General features: G+C 61.8%; 16 protein-coding genes and 3 pseudogenes. 15 read left to right on the forward strand and 4 right to left on the reverse strand.

The window, feature by feature from the left end; all coding sequences use genetic code 11:
- Window positions 1–227 precede the first annotated feature (227 nt).
- From P0Y64_00685 to P0Y64_00695, 3 genes and pseudogenes are all read left to right on the forward strand, one after another.
- Complete coding sequence (locus P0Y64_00685; GenBank protein WEK43401.1) at window positions 228–422, forward strand: hypothetical protein; 195 nt, start codon at window positions 228–230, stop codon at window positions 420–422.
- A 90-nt stretch (window positions 423–512) separates the two neighbouring features.
- A complete protein-coding gene (locus tag P0Y64_00690) occupies window positions 513–713 on the forward strand; it encodes a hypothetical protein (GenBank protein ID WEK43402.1) in 201 nt (66 codons plus the stop codon).
- 321 nt (window positions 714–1,034) lie between these two features.
- Window positions 1,035–1,229 (forward strand): annotated as a pseudogene (locus P0Y64_00695) (transposase).
- Between the two features lie 397 nt (window positions 1,230–1,626).
- Here P0Y64_00695 and P0Y64_00700 read toward each other — a convergent pair.
- The 3 genes and pseudogenes from P0Y64_00700 to P0Y64_00710 form a co-directional block, all read right to left on the reverse strand.
- Window positions 1,627–2,028: a hypothetical protein gene (locus P0Y64_00700; GenBank protein WEK43403.1), complete on the reverse strand. Its 402-nt coding sequence runs from the start codon at window positions 2,026–2,028 to the stop codon at window positions 1,627–1,629.
- A gap of 94 nt (window positions 2,029–2,122) precedes the next feature.
- Window positions 2,123–2,719: a GGDEF domain-containing protein gene (locus P0Y64_00705; GenBank protein WEK44924.1), complete on the reverse strand. Its 597-nt coding sequence runs from the start codon at window positions 2,717–2,719 to the stop codon at window positions 2,123–2,125.
- Window positions 2,702–2,854: pseudogene (locus P0Y64_00710) on the reverse strand (IS3 family transposase). Before P0Y64_00710 ends, P0Y64_00705 begins: the two are co-directional and overlap by 18 nt.
- A 258-nt stretch (window positions 2,855–3,112) precedes the next feature.
- On the opposite strand from P0Y64_00710, the gene P0Y64_00715 reads away from it, so the two are divergent.
- The 3 genes from P0Y64_00715 (at window position 3,113) to P0Y64_00725 (ending at window position 4,816) form a co-directional block, all read left to right on the forward strand.
- The gene (locus tag P0Y64_00715) at window positions 3,113–3,367 is read left to right on the forward strand and encodes a type II toxin-antitoxin system ParD family antitoxin (protein WEK43404.1); all 255 of its coding nucleotides are present in this window, start codon (window positions 3,113–3,115) and stop codon (window positions 3,365–3,367) included.
- The gene (locus tag P0Y64_00720; protein ID WEK43405.1) at window positions 3,364–3,666 is read left to right on the forward strand and encodes a type II toxin-antitoxin system RelE/ParE family toxin; all 303 of its coding nucleotides are present in this window, start codon (window positions 3,364–3,366) and stop codon (window positions 3,664–3,666) included. The genes P0Y64_00715 and P0Y64_00720 overlap by 4 nt, the downstream gene beginning before the upstream one ends.
- A gap of 496 nt (window positions 3,667–4,162) precedes the next feature.
- A complete protein-coding gene (locus tag P0Y64_00725) occupies window positions 4,163–4,816 on the forward strand; it encodes a hypothetical protein (GenBank protein ID WEK43406.1) in 654 nt (217 codons plus the stop codon).
- Between the two features lie 185 nt (window positions 4,817–5,001).
- Here P0Y64_00725 and P0Y64_00730 read toward each other — a convergent pair.
- Window positions 5,002–5,538 (reverse strand): annotated as a pseudogene (locus P0Y64_00730) (DDE-type integrase/transposase/recombinase).
- Between P0Y64_00730 and P0Y64_00735 the strand changes: the two are divergent.
- The 9 genes from P0Y64_00735 (at window position 5,519) to P0Y64_00775 (ending at window position 20,330) form a co-directional block, all read left to right on the forward strand.
- On the forward strand, window positions 5,519–5,728 hold the full coding sequence (locus tag P0Y64_00735; protein ID WEK45123.1) for a hypothetical protein: 210 nt from the start codon (window positions 5,519–5,521) through the stop codon (window positions 5,726–5,728). The pseudogene P0Y64_00730 and the gene P0Y64_00735 sit on opposite strands and share 20 nt — an antisense overlap.
- 94 nt (window positions 5,729–5,822) lie before the next feature.
- Window positions 5,823–8,504, forward strand: a complete 2,682-nt coding sequence (locus P0Y64_00740; GenBank protein WEK43407.1) for a TonB-dependent receptor — start codon at window positions 5,823–5,825, stop codon at window positions 8,502–8,504.
- Window positions 8,505–8,522: 18 nt separating this feature from the next.
- Window positions 8,523–11,786, forward strand: a complete 3,264-nt coding sequence (locus P0Y64_00745) for a family 78 glycoside hydrolase catalytic domain (protein WEK43408.1) — start codon at window positions 8,523–8,525, stop codon at window positions 11,784–11,786.
- Window positions 11,783–13,297: a carboxylesterase family protein gene (locus P0Y64_00750; protein WEK43409.1), complete on the forward strand. Its 1,515-nt coding sequence runs from the start codon at window positions 11,783–11,785 to the stop codon at window positions 13,295–13,297. The genes P0Y64_00745 and P0Y64_00750 overlap by 4 nt, the downstream gene beginning before the upstream one ends.
- Window positions 13,298–13,308: 11 nt before the next feature.
- Window positions 13,309–14,184, forward strand: coding sequence for an alpha/beta hydrolase (locus P0Y64_00755; GenBank protein WEK43410.1), 876 nt, complete (start codon window positions 13,309–13,311; stop codon window positions 14,182–14,184).
- Window positions 14,181–15,797, forward strand: a complete 1,617-nt coding sequence (locus P0Y64_00760) for a tannase/feruloyl esterase family alpha/beta hydrolase (protein ID WEK43411.1) — start codon at window positions 14,181–14,183, stop codon at window positions 15,795–15,797. The genes P0Y64_00755 and P0Y64_00760 overlap by 4 nt, the downstream gene beginning before the upstream one ends.
- A gap of 8 nt (window positions 15,798–15,805) precedes the next feature.
- Window positions 15,806–17,449 carry an AMP-binding protein gene (locus P0Y64_00765; GenBank protein WEK43412.1) on the forward strand — a complete coding sequence of 548 codons (1,644 nt, stop codon included), beginning with the start codon at window positions 15,806–15,808 and terminating at the stop codon, window positions 17,447–17,449.
- Between the two features lie 5 nt (window positions 17,450–17,454).
- Window positions 17,455–17,781: a hypothetical protein gene (locus tag P0Y64_00770; GenBank protein ID WEK43413.1), complete on the forward strand. Its 327-nt coding sequence runs from the start codon at window positions 17,455–17,457 to the stop codon at window positions 17,779–17,781.
- On the forward strand, window positions 17,781–20,330 hold the full coding sequence (locus P0Y64_00775) for a glycoside hydrolase family 3 C-terminal domain-containing protein (protein WEK43414.1): 2,550 nt from the start codon (window positions 17,781–17,783) through the stop codon (window positions 20,328–20,330). Before P0Y64_00770 ends, P0Y64_00775 begins: the two co-directional genes overlap by 1 nt.
- Window positions 20,331–20,338 lie beyond the last annotated feature (8 nt).

Raw genomic sequence — 20,338 nt, forward strand, 5'->3', positions numbered from 1 at the left:
GTAACGTCCCTTTCCTCGTGATTTCCATCATACTCGATGGTCCACCTGAAAGGGGGCAGCTCACTTTCCCAATCGAAACTAAATTAGGAGCAACGTTAGTTCTGGCCTATATCGTTGAGGCTATAGCCGATGTCGATGATCTCGGCGCTTTCTCCCCTCTTTCCTCGCTATCTCGGCAGGCGACCGCGACGAGGTTCGGCAGGCACAAAAAGAATCAAGGAACGTCCATGGTCCACACCATCATCGGCACGGTTAAGTTCTTCATCGCTGGCAAGCGCTATGAATTCATCGCCACCGACCGCCAAAATCAAGACGCATTCGGGTATATTTTGGCGGTCAAGCCTGGTCTGGGTTTCCGTCGACAAGGATCAGCGCGTCACTTGCCAAGTGAGGTAGAAATCGCGGCAATGCCAATGCCGTAAACCTAAACTTGGCCAAACGACCCTGGAGCAACGGCGCAGGACAGCTCCACTCTGGTCCCCATTTTCGCGTCAAGTTTTTAGGACTCACGTATGACTAACGATACCACTCTCTTTCGCGCGCGCGCCAAAATCGAAATGGCCAATGCCGAAGCTACTGCGCTCGAAAATGTCCGGGAGCGTTGCGAGCGCGCCGCCAAGGCATGGACTGAGATGGCCGATCGCGCCGAACGCACCCTCACTCAGCGCCAGGCACGCGAAGCCGCCACGGCGGCGAAAACAATTGCGGGGTAGCCGCCTCGGCTGAAGGGCCGGAAACACGAATGCGCAATTTGAATTTTGTCGCCGCCTCAATGACACTCGGAATCCGTCCGCTTCCATCAACGCTTTGCCCCGCGACTTTGAGACTGGCCGCCCCCCGACCATGAGCTGCCATTCAGCCGAGCACTTTTGACAGCCCTTACCGGCGCGTCCGCGTCTGATGTCGCGAACCGCGCCACGCGGGGTAAAACTCATACCGCTTCCCCGATAACGTAAGCGATTCAAGATAGGTTGTAACCGAACGGGTGAGGCCGCCTGCCGGGAGGAGGGTTGAGCGGTGACGTGTTCCCTTGTCGCTTGCGCGACGAGTGCCTGAACGAACACCTGTTCCCATCGCTGGCTGCAGCGAGAGGGATCATCGAAGCATGGCGGACGGACTACAACACCGTGCGTCCGCACAGCAGCCTTGGCGGGTTGGCACCCGCCGAGTTTACCAACCGCCCCTGCCCAGGGCATATGGAAACCGAAGCTAACTTATCAGCGGCCTGAAAACGGGGAGCACGTCACCGCTCCCAGGCTTCGAGAGGATCTAATGATGGAAAGCATCAATACGCCTCACACGTTTTTCCGTACTTTTTCAATTTATACGGAAAACCGCATTTTGGAATGATATACGGAAACACGTATATTGCGGATTCGCGCCAAAGACGGGACCCCGCTGATTTAAGGCAATGCCTTTTCTTTGTTCGATATTCGCGCGGCAACGGAATCGTGATCGGCTTCCAGGGGCCCCTCAAAATTCTAATAAATTCCAATGCTCGCAGATAATTGGTGAAAATTCAGGCGGGCTCTCGTTATCGGCGCTTATCCACACGCTTGGCTTTGCGATAGCCAAGGTGGACATCGGGATTGGGCTGCCGCCAGACGCTGTTCTGGAGCGCCCCCCTCAGCCGGCCTTCCGCTTGCCTATTCCTCTGGGCCACATTGCGATAACCAGCCCCCATCCGACCAAAGCCACGCAGAAGATCAGGTCATGGCGCAAGCTAACGACCGCGAGTCTTTTCCAGCCATGGAGCTCGGGTGTCAGGTCATGAGTCCGCTGCACGCCGTCTCGATTGGTCAGCACACAGCTGCCATCGATGTTGTTCAATCTGGTGCGGCTGCGTTTCCCCGTACGGAAGATGACAGGTTTATAGTTGATCGCCTTCAGCCCTCGCGTTTGAGCGAATGCCACGCAAGCTGGCATTGCGATGGTCTGGCGGCCCCAGAAAAACACGCCTCCGCTGGTCGATGCAGCCAATGCAAGCAGCACCACAATCAGCCCGGTTTTGCCGCGTGCTGCCGCCATAACGCCTTTCCCGCTCGATCATTACACCGTGGCTTGATGGACGACGCTCGATGATGGCGCTTTTACATCCATGTCGTAGCGATACGACAACAATTCAACGACGCATCAGCGCAGATGCAGCAATCCGGTCAAGGTCGATCGACGCGAATTCGGCAGAACAGATACGATCCCGCCCTGCGGTCTTGCTACGATAGAGTTGTCCATCCGCCTCCGCAATCCAACGATCAAGATCAATTTCTGCATCGTACCTCGCACTGGCCACGCCAATGCTTACCGTCACGTAAGGGCTCACGCCTGACGTCTCGTGTGGAACGTTGAGCGATTGCACCTGCAGCTTGATTTCCTGCGCCACGGTTTCTGCGGCGATCGGATCCGAGCCGGGCAGAATACAAGCGAACTCCTCCCCGCCATAGCGCGCGGAGATATCACTTACCCGCTTCACCGCACGCGTCAGCGCAGCGGCAACCATGGCAATGCAGCGATCGCCTGCCTGATGTCTATATGTATCGTTGAATTGTTTGAAGAAATCGATGTCGACCATGATCACCGAGAGCCAGTCTTGCGACCGTCCGAGCCGGGTATATTCGGTGGTCAGATGATGCTCGAGCGACCGGCGATTATGAAGGCCGGTAAGCGCGTCGCGCCCCGCGAGATCAGCCAGTTGATCGCGTAATCGTTTCAGCTCGGCAATGCTGTCTTCCCCGCGCAGACCTTCCAGCACGATCCGGATCTTGTCTTCGGCCGAGAAGTGCCGACGCGTCGCACGCCGGATGTCCTTCACCACCCGCTCCGCGGGAGCCTTGGGCGGCGATTTTTTAAGGAGGATTTGGGCTTCATCTTCGTTCCTTCGTCACTACGACGAAGCCCAAATCCTCCTTAAATCACAACCTCAAATCTGTGCCATTGGTGCTGACGGCGGACAAGCGGCGCAGAAGATTGAGCACTGCCGGACCATCATCAGCCGCACATCGGCGGTAGTTGCTCGATTATTTCGCGCGAAAACTGATGATATCGCCAGCCCAATCTCTCGCTGGCGCTTGCGGGCTGGCGGCTATATGATAAAATCATATCGATGGAGGCGCGTATGGCCGGAAAGGCAATCTCTGTTACCTTGGGTGAAATGGCCTCTCACGCCGAGCGCTATCTGTCGTCAGGCCGGTATGCGTCGATGAGCGAGGTCATGCGCGCAGGCCTACGCGCACTCGATCGCGAAGAAGCAGTTCTTGACGGATTGGTTCGCGCACGCGTCGAGGAAGCGTTGGCGGATTCCCGGCCCGCCGTTCCGCTCAGGGAGGCTTTCGCTCAGGTTCGCGCGGCGGCCGCCAAGTCGGCCGCATGATCTATGCGGTGCAGCTTTCGCCGCTGGCAATCGAGGACCTGATAGAGTTGCACCGCTGGGTGAGCGATGAGACCGATCCAGCGACGGCAAGTGGATACCTTGATCGGATTGAAGAACGCATTGCATCACTGTCGCAATTTCCCGATCGCGGTACGCCTCGCGATGACCTGATTACCGGCATCAGAACGCTGGCGTTTGAGCGCCGCCTTCTGGTCGCTTATATGGTGGATGGCAGCATCGTTACGGTGCTGCGCGTTATCAATGCAGCGCGCGACCTTGCGTCGCTTTTCACCAATTAGCAGCTCAACCACAGGAACATTTCCAAACGAAGTCATTCGCCTGCAATAAGCGGCAATACTGCTCGCGCTGCAAGCTTATCAAACGCATCACTAATGAAACGCCTGTAGTGATGCTCATTCAACAAAGCACCGGACGATCTTTGAGCCGTCTCGTCCGCGCTGAGCGCACGCTTTGTGACAAATTTGTGAACTTGATTTTTCCCGCCATAGCAATAATGATAATTTCTGATGGTTTTCCATCAGTTAGCCGCTGGGTTTCGGTTGGTCCACGGAATCATAATCCGCGTGTCGGGGGTTCAAGTCCCTCCTCCGCTACCATTCCATGGACCGACAAAAACCCCGTATTTCCGCCGTTTTCTTAACGGCTTTGAGGGGTGAGTCAGGGCAAATTCCGTTACCGTCCGCATGCCGATAGCTGGCGTCAATTCGACCGAATTGGCCCCGGCTGGACAGCGACTGTGAACTGATTGCACTGCCTCGTGACGACGAGGTTGAGATGTCCGTTTCTGATCTGACGCCGGCGGCGACAGACCGTTTGACGCGCGGATCTCTGCGAGATTCGCGAACGCCCGGTCTGAAAATCGAAGCCAAAGCCAGCGGGCGCAAGGTTTGGCTGTTCCGCCGGCGCGGCGCGCGCAGTGACGAAATTGTGAACGCATCGCTCGGGGTTTTTTCCGGCCCATCCGCTCGCGGATGCGCGAAAATGGGCCATGGACCTGGATGTGGCGATCGAATGGGGCGAGAACCCGCCCCCCTAGAACGCACTGAAAACGCCAGATCCGCCACGACCGTTCAGATTGCCCACGACCTGTATATTGCAGCGGTGATCCGCAGCGAGCGGCGAACCGTGAAGCCGCGAACAATTGCCGACAAACAATCCATCTACAACCGCGATATCGGTCCGCGACTCGGCAACACGAACCTCTATCGCCCCACAGAGAACGAATGCTGGAACGCGGTGTACGACAAGGCGAACGCCTCGAAAGGCCGCGCCGACAAAATGGCCGGCGAACTCGCCTGCTTTCTCAAATGGTGTTGCGGCCGCGAGGGGCGAATGGTCGGCATCGAACGGATGGAGCACCCCGCCCCCCACACTCATCGCAACCTGGTTCTCAACCGGCCCCAAGGCGAACACGCGTTTCCTCAATGAGCGGGAACTCGACTGGCTATTCCAGGCGCTGATCAAAGAAACCCTGTTTTATCGAAGAGGCATTCTCCTCCTTTTCCTGATGACGGCGCACCGGAACGAGCTGTTCTGCGCCCCCCCTCCCGCGAGTTCGTGAAAGGAATTTGGACGTTACCGGTCGAACGATTCGAACGTGGCGTATTCGACGGGAAGCTACGCCACGGCCCACGCCTGTGGATCACCTCGGCCTTGTAGAGGCCGTTGATGGTCTCGGCTAAAGCGTTGTCGTAACTGTCCGAGCGATGGCTCGATACCGGCTTCGGCGAGGCGCTCGGTGTACTTGATGGACACGTATTGTGACCCACGGTCGCTATGATGGATGAGGCCGCCCCGATGGGCGCGCCGGCGATCATGCAGCGCCTGTTCGAGGGTGTCGAGGACGAAGCTAGTACGCGCCGTCCTACTGGCTCGCCAGCCGACGATCCGCCTAGCGTAGGTGTCGATGACGAGGGCGACGTAGACGAAACCTGCCCAGTCGGCAACTTCGGTCGGTCCCCAGCGCGCTTGCCGCTGTTCACCTCGGCCTTCTTCACCCACTCAAATTGCATCTGCGGAACGCAGCCAATCTTCTCTGAAATAAAAACAATAGCTGCCCAGCGGGACGGATGATCAGCTTCGTGATCCAGCACCATCCGCACCGCACGCTCGCGGACCTCGGGCCCAAATTTGTTCGTCGCCTTGCTCATAAAGGCTCCACCTTCTCAGGAGTTAGAGCCTCCGGCAAACCCGGCGCAGTTCAGCCTGATCGAAAATGGCGCGCGTTTTTCCAAGACTACTGACCCGCTTCAAAACGCTTTTGACCATATTTATGGCTCCCTCAAACATCGAAGCCCATCAATTTTGATCATTGACATGATCGAAAAAGATCGAGATTGAACGATTGTGGAAGATCTTCGAATGAGTGATTCCATCCGTGGCGAGTGACGACCACGCGGGAAATGAGAGTCCGAAGGGCCATTGGGGAGGAAATATGAAGGGTGAGATCAAGCAAACGCGCGAATGCCGAGCCGCGAAGCGGGGCGGGCTATCGACGCTGGCCATCGCAACGATGCTCGCCACCGCTGGCGCGGCGCACGCGCAGGCTGACCTGCCAGCGATTAACACACAACCCGACACAAATGCTCCCTTTGAGAATCAGGCTGACATCATAGTCACGGGCACTTTGCTGCGCGGCGTCGCCCCCACCGGCACCAATGTGCTAGATATCAATCGCGACACGATCATCACGCGCGGCGTCAACTCCTCCAACGATCTTCTCGCCAAGATCCCGCAGGTCGGCAATTTTGGCACCGTTCCGGTTGGTTTGGGTCAGTTCGGTCTGCCGATCGTGCGGCCGAATATCCGTAACCTCGGCGCATCTGGCGGCAATACGACGCTGGTGCTACTCAACGGGCAACGCGGCGTGGGCGCGGGTATCCTGCAGACTACGATCGACCCGTCCATCATCCCCCCCGACGTGCTGGAGCGCGTAGAGGTAGTGCCGGATGGCGGGTCGGCCGTTTATGGCTCCGACGCGATCGGCGGTGTAGTCAACTTCATCACCCGCAAGCGCTTCGACGGTGTTGCCGCCAACCTGCGCTACGGCTTCGCGGATAATTACAACACGGTCGATGGCAATCTCACTGTCGGCAAGGATTGGGGTAGCGGCTCGCTATACCTTTCTTATGCCTATGTTTGGCATAACGACATCCTCGGGATCGATCGCGGTTATGCGTCCGCCGATCGCCGATCGAACGGCGGTGGCGATTTCCGCGTCACCACCTGCGCGCCGGGCAATATTCAGGTCGGCACCGTCAACTATGCCATCCCGGGCCTCGTCGCTGGTACGGTCAACAAATGTGACCAGAATGCCTATGCTGATCTATTCCCGCGTGAGCAGCGCAATTCGGTTTTCGGATCGTTCACGCAGCGGCTCAACGACAGCGTCAATTTCTCCATGACCGCATATTGGTCGCGGCGCGACACCACGTTCCGCGAGGCACAGGGAATGATGTCGGGCACGATCACCGCGTTTAACCCCTTCTTCCGCTCGATCACGGGCGAATTGCAGCAGAATACGTCTTTTTCGTTCGCGGACATTTTCGGCAACAGCCTGACGAGCCGCCAGCGTTTCGAATCCTATGGTGTCACGCCGGGCTTCTCCTTCGCGCTCAACGACAAATGGCAGCTCCGCGCGGAGAGCAATTTCGGCCGCAGCACCAATTTGGTACGTGAAGGCGCGCTCGACACTACCACGGCGGCGCTAGCGCTGGCCGGCGCGATCCCCGGTGTGTGGCTCAACCCCTATAACCTCTCGGCCAGTAGTCCGGCCGCGCTCGCCGCCATCCGCAATTACGAGAATTACGGCGATGCCACGCAGGAGATGGCCGATGGCCGCGTGATCCTGGATGGCTCGCTCGCCCGCTTGCCCGGCGGGGCGGTCCGTCTCGCGGTCGGCGCGGAATATTATTACGCAAACATCGCCTCGCGGATCGCGCAGGGGCCGGTGGGTTCCTATACCAATGCCAAGACCTCGCGCGCCTCGCGCGACGTGCGTTCAGCCTTCGGGGAATTGATGATCCCGCTGATCGGCGCGGAAAATGGCAGCCCGGGCCTGCGCGGGCTGCAACTTTCCGGGTCGATCCGGTATGACGATTACAGCGATCAGGGTGGCACCACCAATCCGAAGGTCGGCATCAACTACAAACCGATCAATGACCTGACGATCCGGGGCAATTACGGTACCTCATTCAATGCGCCGAGCCTCGCAGACACCACCAGCACCTCGGATTCGCGCGCGACCGTGCTGCCGTTCAGCCCCTTCCTCGCGCCGGGCGCCAGCCCACTCGACCCACTGCGCTCGACGATCGTGCTGGCGGGCGGTAATCCGAAGCTGAAGCCAGAACGCGCCAATACCTGGTCGGCCGGCTTCGACTGGACGCCGGCGACGATCCCTGGTCTGGCGCTGAACCTCACCTACTATAATGTGAAGTTCAAGGACGCGATCGGCCTGGTGCCATTCCTCTCCCCCACGCTGTTCACCAATTCCAATTACACCGGCTATTATATCCTGAATCCCACACTGGCGCAGGCCAAGGCGCTGGCGGGCAATCTGGCCGTAGTTGGCGCGCCGAGCATCGACAGCCTCTATCTGGGCGCCCAAGGCCCCTATGTCGTGATCGATGCGCGCCGCAACAATCTGGGCGCGGTCAATACTGACGGGCTGGACTTCAACCTGTCCTATTTCCGCAAGACCGGCTTTGGCGCGATCAACGCCAGCATCGCGGGCACTTATACGCTACACCGCAAATCCCAGGCGGTCGTCGGTGGGGCGTTCAGCGACGACCTCAAGAACGGTGTAGGCCGCACCGCCTTCGTCGCCACGCTTGGCGGCAAGGCAGGCGGCTTCGTCGGATCAGCCTCACTCAACTACAGGGGCGGCTATCCGATCCTCGGCCTCGTAAAGCAGTCGCGGGTCGATGCTTTCAAGACGGTGGATCTGTTCCTCGGCTATGATCTTGGCGAGCATGGTTTCGTGAAAAATGCGATGCTGACGCTGAACATCGACAATGTGTTCAATCAGGACCCGCCGTGGCTGAATACCGCCGCCGCCTATACCAACGGCAGCACGCTCGGTAGGCTGGTAACGTTCGGCATCCGAACCAAATTCTAAGGTGAGGGAAACAAGCCGGTGTCATTTCCGTGGTCGGCCCTGACGATCGGTGCGACGGCTCTTGTGGCAGTCGCCGCCACCGCCGAGGAGGCCGATCCGGCCCCCTCGGACCTCTCGGTTGAGTATACCGACGCGGCACTTGGTATCGACGAGCCGGCCCCGCGCCTCGCATGGCATTCGGCGGCGAAACGGCAGGTTGCTTATCGTATTCGTGTCGCGACCAGCGAGCGAGCGCTGGAGGCGGAACGGCTCGTGTGGGACAGCGGCAAAGTCGCGTCCATCGAGAATGCGCAAATCCCCTACGCCGGCTCGCCGCTCGCCGCGCGCACACGCTATTGGTGGCAGGTGAAGACCTGGGACGCGGATGGACGCGAAAGCGGCTGGAGCCGGCCCGGGTGGTGGGAGATGGGCTTGCTCAGCCCTGCCGACTGGGCCGGGCAGTGGATCGCCGGCCCTGCCCGCCGTGACCATGACTGGAGCGACGTCCGCTTCGAGAGTGATTTCACGCTCAAAGGCGCGTCGATCGATCTCCTATTCCGCGCCCGCCCAGCCGGTAAAACCTATGGCGAGGCTTATATCTGGACACTCGCCGATGAGGCGAGCGGCCCGGTTCTGATTGCGCGGGTCCGCCATTATCCGGGCGGCAGCAGTTCGGCCGTGAAGGTAACCGATCTCAAACGCGTGCCGCTGACAGGCATCAGATTGAAGGGCGTTCGTCACCGGATCACCATCTCCGCGCGCGGCGATAGCATCGCTACTATGATCGACGGTAAGCAGATTGACCAGATTACCGATTCCGCCCAGACTCACGGAACGATCGGCTTCTCCGCGCCCGACGCCGCAGCCGCGACGATTCATGCAGTCAACGTGACCGGCGCAGGCAGCCCCGCTTTTGCCACGCGCTTCGCGGTCAATGATAACCCGTTCGTCGGTGGCACCGTAGAGGCCGACGGGCTGGCCGTAGCGGCGGGCGTGCCCGGCGTGGACATCGTCCTGCCGATCGAATCCCCCGCCCCGCTCGTCCGCAGGGATTTCACGCTGCCCGCGAAGAAGGTGATGGCGGCGCGGCTTTATGTCGCAGGCGCAGGTTGGCCCCGGCTCCATCTTAACGGCGACACGGTCGGCGCGAGCGCGATGGCAAGCGGCTTCACAGCTTACAACAAGCGCGTCCTTTACCAGACCTATGACGTTACCGATCGCGTCCGCGCGGGGCGCAATGTGCTCGGCGCGGAGCTGGGGCGCGGCTGGTACGGCCTCACCGATCCCAACGAATGGTATTTCAACCAGGCCCCGTGGCACGGTGAGCCGGCGCTCAAGGCGCAGTTGGACGTGACCTTCGCGGACGGGTCGCGCCAGACCGTCGCCACCGCAGGTAGCTGGCGAACGATCTCCGGGCCGACGCGCAACGATTCCGTCCATCGCGGCGAGCGTTATGACGCGCGGCTACTGCCCCTCCACTGGGACACACCGGGCTTCGCGGGCAAAAACTGGGTCGCGGCACGATTGGTCGAGGGCCCCACAGGTGTGCTTCAGGCCGCCAATGTCGAGCCGATCGCGCCGGTAGAGGAAATCCGTGCCGTTTCGATCAAGGAAGTGAAGCCCGGCGTCTGGGTTTATGATTTCGGGCGCATCGTCGCGGGCTGGACAGCGCTCGACGTCACCGGCCCGCGCGGCACCACCATCTCACTCGTCGCGAGCGAGCGCATTGGCGGTGACGGCATGGTCGTCCCCGCCTCCGGCCTGATCGACGCGCAGCTGCAAACCGATCGCTACACGCTCGCGGGCCATGGCCGCGAGCATTGGGAGCCGAGCTTTGGCTATCGCGGCTTCCGCTATGTCGAACTGCGCGGCTTTTCGGGCACGCCGACGCTGGCGACGCTGACCGGCAAAATCGCGCATTCCGCCGTCAAGCGGGTCGGCAGCTTCACCAGCGCCAACCAACTGCTGAACGAAATCGATCAGGCCGCGATCCGCACCATCCTCAATAACATGCACGGCTATCAGACCGACACGCCGACCTATGAGAAGAACGGCTGGACCGGCGACGCGCAGGCATCGGCCGGGGTGGCGGCGCGCAGCCTTGATATCACCCGCGTCTGGACCAAGTGGCTCACCGATTTCCCCGACGCGCAGGCGGCGAGCGGCGAATTGCCTGAGATCGTGCCGACGACACCCTTCTACGGCTATGAGGGCACACCGGGCTGGTCTTTCGTCTGGGGGCCATCGACACCGTGGGATGTAGCGGCGATGATCCTGCCGTGGGAACTCTACCAAACCCATGGCGACACGCGCATCCTCGCGCGGATGCATGAGATGCAGAAGCGGCTGGTTAATTACACCGCCACCGTCTTCAAGGCGCCTGAATATCGCCACAGCACTGGCCTCAGCGAATGGAGCGCTCCCGGCCCGCTCGATATCTTTGCGACCAACAATGGCGGGATCGACGCGATCACCGTCGCCTATTTCTTCCATGAGGCCGATCTGCTGGCGAAGTCATCCGCTGTGATCGGCAACAAGGCGGATGCGGATCGCTACGCCGCGCTCGCCGCCGATATCCGCCGCGCCTATAATGCGCGTTACTGGGATGCCGCGAATGGCTGGTATCGGACGCTCGACGCCAAGGGCACGGCGAAGCCGCCCATGCAGTCACAGAATGTCCTGCCACTCGCCTTCGGCATGACGCCGGTCGGAATGGAGCAGAAGGTCGCCGACACGATCGCCGCCGATGTCGATGCACGTGGCTTGCGCGCCGGCGTGTACGGCACACGATATCTGCTGGAGATTCTCAGCGACTATGGCCATGCTGACCTCGCCTATCGCATCGCGTCGCGCACGGACCAGCCGAGCTGGGGCTATTGGCTGAAGAACGGCTACCAGACGATGCTGGAGACCTGGAGCCTGAACTCCCGCTCGCTTGACCACCATTATTTCGCCTCGATCGCGGACTGGATGCGCCAGCGCCTCGCCGGCCTGCGCCCTGGTGCGCCAGGCTATCGCACCGTAGTTATCCGCCCGGAAATCCCGCTCGGCCTAGCCTCCGCAGCGGCAACGATGGCAACGCCGCAGGGCGAGGCGCGGTCGGAATGGCGGATCGAGAACAGCCGCCTCCACCTCACCGCCACTATTCCGCTGAATGGGTCAGGCGAAGTCTGGGTGCCGACGCGCTTCGGCAGGATCAAGCAGTCTCCCCTCGGCGCGACGATGCTCCGCGAGACCAATGCCGCGACCGTTTACACCACCGGCCCCGGCACTTTCACCTTCGTCACCGAGGGACACCAATGAAGACTCACCTGCTCGCCCTTTCCCTACTGCTCGCCGCCGCAGCGCCGGCGGATGAAGGCCCGGTCGTTCACATCGATAGCGGCGCACTGCGCGGTTCCTCCGCATCGGGCATCGCCAGCTTCAAGGGCGTTCCTTACGCAGCCGCTCCAACCGGCGCGCTGCGCTGGCGTGCCCCCACCCCTTTCTCCTCATGGACCGGCCCGCGCGACGCCACGCGCTATGGCAATGATTGCTTTCAGTCGCGCCTCCCCGGCGATGTAGCCAACAGCGACCAGCCGATGAGCGAGGATTGCCTGTTCCTCAACATCTGGACGCCACAACCGCGCGTGGGCGCGAAGTTGGCGGTGATGGTCTATATCCACGGCGGCGGATTCTCGACCGGGTCCGGCAGCGCGGCGATTCTCGACGGGGCGCGGCTGGCGAAACGCGGTGTGGTGGTCGTCACCCTCAACTACCGTCTCGGCCGTTTCGGCTTCTTCGCCAATCCCGCGCTCACCCGCGAGGCAGCGGGTGGCCCCACCGGCAACTGGGGGCTGATGGACCAGATCGCCGCGCTCAAATGGGTGAAGCGCAACATCGCTGCATTCGGCGGCAATCCCGCCAATGTTACCGTCTTCGGCGAATCCGCAGGCGGGGAATCGGTGAGTCGGTTGATGGTCTCCCCGGCCGCTAAGGGATTGTTCGTAAAAGCGATCGCCGCATCGGGCGGCGGGCGCGAGAGCTGGCCCGATCTCGCGTCGAGCGAGGCAAAAGGCGTGGCCTTCGCGACCAGAGAGCGTGTTGCACCAGACGATCTCGCCGCGCTGCGCGCGCTGCCCGCCGATAAGGTGCAGGGCGGTATCAATCTGCTCAATGGTGACGAGGCGCATTATTCCGGGCCGATCACCGACGGTCGGATCGTCACCGGTGACACCGACACGTTGCTCGCCGCCGGTGCGGCGCGCGGTATCCGCTACATCGTCGGATCGAACAGTGACGAACTGGGCTTCATCCCCGCCTCCTTTCTCAAGGCGTTCGCCGACAAGGCAACCGCCGTGCTCGGCCCCTCAGCCGATAAAGTGCGCGCCGCTTATGGCTCGGCTGAAGCCTATGAGCGCCACGTTGCAAGCGACCTGACCTTCACCGAGCCGGCCTTCTCCCTCGCCACCCGTGAGGCGGCGGCAGGTGCGCCAACGTGGCTCTATCGCTTCGGCTATGTTGTGGAGGAGAAGCGCGCGGCGCTGACCGGAGCGTCGCATGCCACCGACGTACCGTTCCATTTCGACAATCTCGCGGCTGCTTACGGCAAGCCGACGCCCACGGATATGGCGGCAGCCAAGCTCGTCGCGGACTATTGGACGGCATTCGCGAAGACCGGTGATCCGAACGCCAAAGGCCGGCCCGCTTGGCCGCGCTTTACGCCCAACGCGCCGATGATGCTTCGGGTAGGCCACAAGACTGATGCGGCTCCCGCCGACGCCCCGGAAATCAAGGCGATCGCCGCCGCGCGCGACGCGGCCAAGAAGAAATGAGGAAGCGAGAGATGCGAATTCTGGCCCCGGCATTGGCGATGCTCGCGCTGTGCGCCGGCAGCGCGGCAGCCGATGCACAGCAGATGATCCGCCTGTGGCCGAACGGCGCGCCCGGCTCGATGGGGCAGATGCAGGCGGAAATCACCGCCGACAAAAAGCCCTATGGCCGCATCACACGGAACGTTTCCGATCCGTCGTTGACGGTGTTCGCGCCTGATCCGAAGATCGCCAACGGCACCGCGGTGATCATCGCGCCCGGCGGCGGTTTCCACATGCTGTCGATCGAGAATGAGGGCGATGGCGTCGCGAAATGGCTCAACAGCATGGGCATCACGGCCTTCGTGCTGCGTTACCGGCTACTCCCGACCGGCGAAAATTTCGGCATGGTCCTGTTCGGTCGCCTGTTGAACCGCAAGGCGCTGACGGCGGCGATAACGCCGCTGCGCCCGCTCGCCACGGCCGACGGCGAGGAAGCGGTGCGTTACGTGCGGGCGAATGCCGCAAAGTTCGGAGTGAAGCCCAATCGTGTCGGCATGATGGGATTTTCGGCTGGCGGCGCGGTGACGATGTGGACGGTTTTGGGAGCGAAGCCAGCCAGCCGCCCCGATTTCGTCGTGGCGATGTATCCGGGGCTGGTCGGCGATCCCCTCGTCGTTCCCACAAAGGCGCCGCCGATGATCGCCATGGTCGCCAAGGACGATCCAATCGTTGCCCCCGAAGCCGCGCGATTGGTCGATGCGTGGAAGGCCGCCGGCGCGGAGGCGACTCTGGTGACGTTCCAGAACGGCGGCCACGGCTTCGGCATAGCGAAGAGCGGCAAGACGTCGGATGTATGGCCGGAAACGGCGCGCACATGGCTCGAAGCCAAAGGATTGCTCAAGAAATGAACGGGATTAGTCATTTCGGCGCGCTTGGTACGCTCGCCGCCATCTTGCTTACATCCAGCAGCAATCCGGCGTCTGTGGTCGCCACCGCATTCGCCGATCCGATGAACGGGGGCAGTTGTACCGCGCTGACCGGCCTCGCGCTCGCGGGCGGCAAGGTTGTCGCGGCGGAGGAGGTCTCTCGCGGCGAGTTCGTCAAAACCAAGGATGGCGTGCCCGGTCTGCCCTCGCGAGTGGCGTTCTGCCGCATCCATGCCGTCCTCACGCCGACGCCGCGCTCATCGATCAAGGTGGAGGTATGGTTGCCCGTCGCCAATGTCTGGAACGGCAAGCTGCTGGGCGCCGGCAACGGCGGTTATGGTGGCAGCATGCTGCTCCCGCAGTTCACCATGCAGGGCGCGCTTGCGAAGGGCTATGCCACCGTCGGCACCGACATGGGCCATGTCGGCAGCGCCGACACTGACGCCAGTTGGGCGCTGCACCAGCCCGAGCGGATCGCCGATTTCGGCCACCGCGCCAACCATCTCGCAGCCGGTGTCGCCCGGGCGGTGATCGCCGCTTATTATCGTACCGCGCCAAAGGCCGCCTATTTTCAAGGCTGCTCCGATGGCGGTCGCGAAGCGCTGATGGAGGCGCAGCGCTACCCCGAAGATTATGACGCGATCATCGCGGGCGCGCCGGCGAATGCCTGGACGCGGATGATGGCTGCCTTCATGACCGATCAGCGCGCGGTCTTTGCTCGGCCGGAATCCGCGATCCCGGGCGACAAGCTCAAGCTGCTCCAGGACGCAGCACTCAAGCAATGCGATGCGAAAGATGGGGTTAAGGATGGCGTGTTGGACGATCCCCGCGCCTGTGGCTTCGATCCCAGCGTCCTGCAGTGCAAGGCGGATGACGGCCCGTCGTGCCTCACGGCGGATCAGGTAACAACGGCACGCGCGCTCTATCGCGGGACGTTCGACGAAAAGGGACGGAAGTTTTTCCCCGGCTATATGCCCGGCGCGGAAGCGGTGTCCGGCGCGTGGGATGTTTGGCTCACGGGCGCAAAGGCGCAGCACGGCGTTCTGGCAACCGAATTCTATCGCTACATGATCTATTCGAACGCCGAGTGGCAGCCGGCCTCGTTCAATTTCGCGCGCGACTATGCGGCTAGCCGCCGTCTTGCCCCGATGCTGGACAGCGAAAATCCGGATATCGGGCCGTTCCTGAAACGTGGCGGCAAGCTGATCCTCTATCACGGCTGGAACGACGCCGCGATCGCGCCCGAGAACACTGTCGACTATTATCACGCGGTCTCGAAACGCCTACCCGCCGCCGCGAAAAGTTCCGTGCGTCTGTTCATGGTGCCTGGCATGTCGCACTGCATGGCCGGCCCCGGCCCCAACGTGTTCGACGCATTGGGCACGCTAGACGCATGGCGTCGGGGCGGCCCCGCCCCCGAAACGATGATCGCCACCAAGTTCGACAACGATTTGTTCGGCTATCTTGGCTTCACAGCAAAGGCGATTCGCACCCGTCCGCTCTGCGCTTATCCCAAAGTCGCGCGCTGGACGGGCAAGGGCTCCACAGACGAGGCGGCCAACTTCACCTGCGTCGCGCCCGAAGGTGAGCGATGAGCATCCCCATGAGCATCGTCAGTGGCGCCGATACGCCGCCGCTGATCGAACATACCATCGGTGTCGCGCTGGAGCATGCCGCCGCGCGCTGGGGGGAGCGCGAGGCGCTAGTTTCCGTCGAACAAGATATCCGCTGGACCTTCACGGAGTTGCTGGAACAGGCGGATCGTTTCGCAGCCGGCCTGCTCGCGCTCGGGCTGGAGCCGGGGGATCGTATAGGTATCTGGGCGCCCAATTGCGTCGAATGGACCGTCACCCAGTTCGCCGCCGCGCGCGCCGGGCTGATCCTGGTGACAATCAACCCGGCCTATCGCGCTTCCGAGGCCGCGTTCGCCATGAGCAAGGCGGGGCTTGTCGCGCTGGTATTCGCCGATCGCTTCAAGACCAGCGACTATGCCGCGATGATCAGCGAAATCGCTCCCGATCTGCCGGCGTTGCGAAAGATCATCTGCGTTGGCGCGGCGCCCCACCTCGACTGGATTCCGTTCGAGATGGTAGCGGCCCATGCCGCCGAGGCGGATCGTGAACGGCTCCGCGCGATCGCCCCCACGCTCGTCGCGACCGATGCGATCAACATCCAGTTCACCAGCGGAACCACGGGCCAGCCCAAGGGCGCGACGCTCAGCCATCGCAACATCCTCAACAACGGATATTTCGTAGGCCTTGCCGAGCGCCTCAGGCCCGGCGACCGCGTGTGCATCCCGGTGCCGCTCTATCACTGTTTCGGCATGGTGATGGGCAATCTCGCCTGCATTACCCATGGCGCGGCGATGGTTTATCCCGCCGCCGGCTTCGATCCTGGCGCAACGCTCGCCGCCATAGAGCGCGAGCGGTGCACCGCGCTCTATGGCGTGCCCACTATGTTCATCGCGATGCTCGCTCAGCCTGAGTTTGAGCGGTTCAACATAAGCTCGCTACGCACCGGGATCATGGCGGGCGCGGTATGCCCCGAACCGCTGATGCGCGCGGTGATCGAGCGGCTGCACATGCCAGAGGTCACCATCGCTTACGGCATGACCGAGACCAGCCCGGTCAGCTTTCAGACTGCGGTGGACGATCCCGTCGCGCGGCGCGTCGGATCGATCGGGCGGGTTCAACCGCATCTACAGTGCAAGGTCGTCGGCGAAGACGGCGCAGTGCTGCCGGTGGGCACGCCGGGTGAATTGTGCACGCGCGGCTATTCGGTGATGCTCGGCTACTGGGACGAGCCGGATAAAAGCACGGCGGTGATCGATACCGAGGGCTGGATGCATTCCGGCGATCTCGCGGTGATCGACGAGGATGGTTACGGCACGGTCGTTGGCCGGCTCAAGGATATGGTGATCCGTGGCGGCGAGAATGTCTATCCGCGCGAGATCGAAGAGTTTCTCTACAGCCATCCGACGGTGGAAGATGTGACGGTAGTTGGCGTACCCGACGTGCGGATGGGTGAAGAATTGTGCGCGTGGATTCGCCTGCGCGCCGGCGCCACTGGCAGCGAAGAGGAAATCCGCGCCTTCTGCCGTGGACGCATCGCGCACTACAAGGTGCCGCGCTACGTTCGTTTCGTCGATGCCTTTCCCACCACGGTAACAGGGAAAGTCCAAAAATATCTGATCCGCGAAACGATGATCGCCGAACTGGATCTGAAAACCACTCTCAACAAAGGATGAAAACCATGAACCGTCTCATGATCGCGGCTCTGCTTGCGCTGCCGACTGCCCCTGCTCTCGCGCAGAACGCGCCAGTCCCTACGGTTACTCCCGCGCCTGCCCCCGCTCCCGCCGCGACGGGGACGTTCACGCTCGACACCCCCATCCAGGACATCGTAGCCAATGCGCAGGGGAAGGCAGCTCTCGACAAGAATCTGCCCGGACTGGTCGGTCTGCCGCAATATGAGATGTTCAAGGGACTGAGCCTCAAACAGCTTCAGGGCTTTTCGGACGGCAAGCTGACCGACGAAGTTCTCGCGAAGACCGCTACCGATCTCGCCGCGATCAAATAATGATCAAACCGCGCATTCTTGCCAGCGTCGCCACGGCGGCGCTGGTTGTTAGCGTTCCAGCGCTCGCCCAGACCCGGAACGACGGCATGACCTATCGCAAGAAGAGCGCGCCGACTGGGAAGCGCGTCGACAACCTGATGGCGCGACTGACGCTGGAGGAGAAAGTGTCGCTGCTCGCGGGCGCAAGTTCGATGACGCTGCACGCGATCCCTCGGCTCGGCATCCCTGAGATCAAGGTGACGGACGGCCCCACCGGCGTCCGCTCGCCGGAGGGCAAGCCGGCCACGGTCTTCCCGGTCGGCGTCGCCATCGCGGCGACGTGGAACCCGGATGTCGCCAAGGCCGTTGGCGCTGCGATCGCAGAGGAGACGCGGGGCTATGGCGCATCAGTGCTGCTCGCACCGACCGTCAACATCGCGCGGACGCCGCGCTGGGGCCGCAATTTCGAGACCTATTCAGAAGACCCCTATCTCTCCGGCCGGCTCGGGCTGGGCTATGTCGCCGGGGTGCAGGGCAAGGGCGTAGGTGTATCGCTCAAGCATTTTGCCGCGAACAATCACGAGACCAATCGTTTCTTCGTCGATTCAATCGTCGATGAACGGACGTTGCGCGAAATCTATCTCTCCGCCTTCGAGATGGTGGTGAAGCGGGCCGATCCGTGGTCGGTTATGGCGTCGTACAACAAGGTCAACGGCACTTACGCGAGCGAAAATCGCTGGCTGCTAACCGATCTGCTCAAAAAGGAATGGAATTATAGCGGTTTCGTCGTATCGGATTGGGGGGCGACCCATTCAACCGTAGCCGCCGCCAATGCCGGCCTCGATCTGGAGATGCCCGGGCCGGCCAGTCATTTCGGCGACAAATTGCTCGCAGCCGTCCGCAAGGGCGACGTAAGCGAGGCTCAGTTGGACGATAATGCGCGACGCATCGTCCAGCTGATCGTCCGCAGCGGTGCGCTCGATGGGCCGCTTCCCAGCGGCGAAATAGGCGGCGAACGCCATCGCGCCACCGCCCGCGCGGCGGCGGAGGAAGCGATCGTATTGCTCAAGAATGGCGGTGTGCTTCCGTTGAAACCCGGTATCCGGACGGTGGCAGTGATCGGCCCCAATGCCGATATTGCGCGAATTCAAGGTGGTGGCAGTTCGGCCGTGGCACCATTCGACAAACTTGTGACACCGCTCCATGCGATCCGCGCCGCGCTGCCCGGCGTCGAGGTGATCTATGAGAAGGGCGTCGACAACGAGGAAACGCCGCCCACCGCTGACCCCGCGTTGTTCAGCCCATCCTCGAACAGCACCGAAACCGGCCTTCACGCTACCTATTACGCCGAGACCGATTTCAGCGGCTCGCCCGTGAAGAGCGAGCGGGTCACCGATTTCACCAAGCGGATCAGCGCCAATATCGCCAGCGCCAAGACGGTGGGCTACGCCGCAATGCGCTGGTCAGGCGTATTGCACGCGCCGGCCACGGGCACTTACGAGTTCAACGTGCGAGGCACTGGATCGGGCGTGCTTACGCTCGACGGCAAGACGATCATCGACAAAGCGACTGCATCCACGCCGGATAATCGCGACGTGATCGGTTTCCCAGTTCCCAACCGAACCGTCCAGATTCAATTGGAAGGCGGAAAGCTCTATCCGATCCAGCTCGATTATGTGACCGGCCAAACGCCTTATGAAGCGCTCAAGCTGGGGATGAGGGTGCCTCGCCCCGATTTCGCTGCCGCGATTGCAGCAGCGAAGCGTGCCGACGCCGCGATCGTGATCGCCGGCTCCGCCTCGCTCACCGAAGGGGAAGGCTATGATCGCGCCAATATCGATCTCCCCGGAGAGCAGGACAAGCTGATCGCAGCAGTCGCCGGCGCCAATCCCTCCACTGTCGTAGTCATCAATGCCGGCGCGGCGATGACGATGCCGTGGGCGAAGGATGTTCCGGCGATTCTCGATATGTGGCTTCCCGGACAAGAAGGCGCCACCGCGCTCGCCGATATATTGATCGGCAAGACCAATCCATCGGGCAAGCTGCCGGTCACCTTCCCGCTGCGCACCGCCGATGATGCGACCCCGCTTAGCGATCTCAAGACCAAATATACCGATGGGCTGCTAGTCGGATATCGTGGTTATGAGGCACGCGCGGTCGCGCCGCTCTATGCTTTCGGCCACGGGCTGTCTTACACCAGCTTCGGCTACGCTGGCCTCACCGCGCCGGCGACAGTAGCGCCCGGCGCCTCGGTGAAAATCCGCCTTTCGCTTCGCAACACCGGAAAACTCGCGGGCAAGGAGGTCGTCCAACTTTATGTCGCACGGGACGATCGCACGCCCGACGAGCCGATCAAACAGCTTGCCGCCTTCTCCAAGGTCGCGCTGCAACCCGGCGAGAGCCGGTCGGTCGAGCTGACGCTCGATCCCCGCGCCTTCGCCTATTGGGATACGGCGACGCATGACTGGGTGGCACGCGCGGGAAGCTATCAATTGCTCGCCGGCAGCGCTTCGGACGATATCCGGCTGAAGAAAACCATCCGCGTCAGCGCGACAAAGGCAATCGACTAACGCATATC

The organism is Candidatus Sphingomonas colombiensis (assembly GCA_029202845.1).
Lineage (GTDB): Bacteria > Pseudomonadota > Alphaproteobacteria > Sphingomonadales > Sphingomonadaceae > Sphingomonas > Sphingomonas colombiensis.

Bases quoted from the DNA above. Each gene is read 5' to 3' on its own strand.
- P0Y64_00770 (WEK43413.1), top strand. From the start codon at position 17,455: ATGAACCGTCTCATGATCGCGGCTCTGCTTGCGCTGCCGACTGCCCCT.
- P0Y64_00740 (WEK43407.1), top strand. From the start codon at position 5,823: ATGAAGGGTGAGATCAAGCAAACGCGCGAATGCCGAGCCGCGAAGCGG.
- P0Y64_00775 (WEK43414.1), top strand. From the start codon at position 17,781: ATGATCAAACCGCGCATTCTTGCCAGCGTCGCCACGGCGGCGCTGGTT.
- P0Y64_00725 (WEK43406.1), top strand. From the start codon at position 4,163: ATGTCCGTTTCTGATCTGACGCCGGCGGCGACAGACCGTTTGACGCGC.
- P0Y64_00755 (WEK43410.1), top strand. From the start codon at position 13,309: ATGCGAATTCTGGCCCCGGCATTGGCGATGCTCGCGCTGTGCGCCGGC.
- P0Y64_00690 (WEK43402.1), top strand. From the start codon at position 513: ATGACTAACGATACCACTCTCTTTCGCGCGCGCGCCAAAATCGAAATG.
- P0Y64_00720 (WEK43405.1), top strand. From the start codon at position 3,364: ATGATCTATGCGGTGCAGCTTTCGCCGCTGGCAATCGAGGACCTGATA.
- P0Y64_00715 (WEK43404.1), top strand. From the start codon at position 3,113: ATGGCCGGAAAGGCAATCTCTGTTACCTTGGGTGAAATGGCCTCTCAC.
- P0Y64_00750 (WEK43409.1), top strand. From the start codon at position 11,783: ATGAAGACTCACCTGCTCGCCCTTTCCCTACTGCTCGCCGCCGCAGCG.
- P0Y64_00760 (WEK43411.1), top strand. From the start codon at position 14,181: ATGAACGGGATTAGTCATTTCGGCGCGCTTGGTACGCTCGCCGCCATC.
- P0Y64_00700 (WEK43403.1), bottom strand. From the start codon at position 2,028: ATGGCGGCAGCACGCGGCAAAACCGGGCTGATTGTGGTGCTGCTTGCA.
- P0Y64_00765 (WEK43412.1), top strand. From the start codon at position 15,806: ATGAGCATCGTCAGTGGCGCCGATACGCCGCCGCTGATCGAACATACC.
- P0Y64_00685 (WEK43401.1), top strand. From the start codon at position 228: ATGGTCCACACCATCATCGGCACGGTTAAGTTCTTCATCGCTGGCAAG.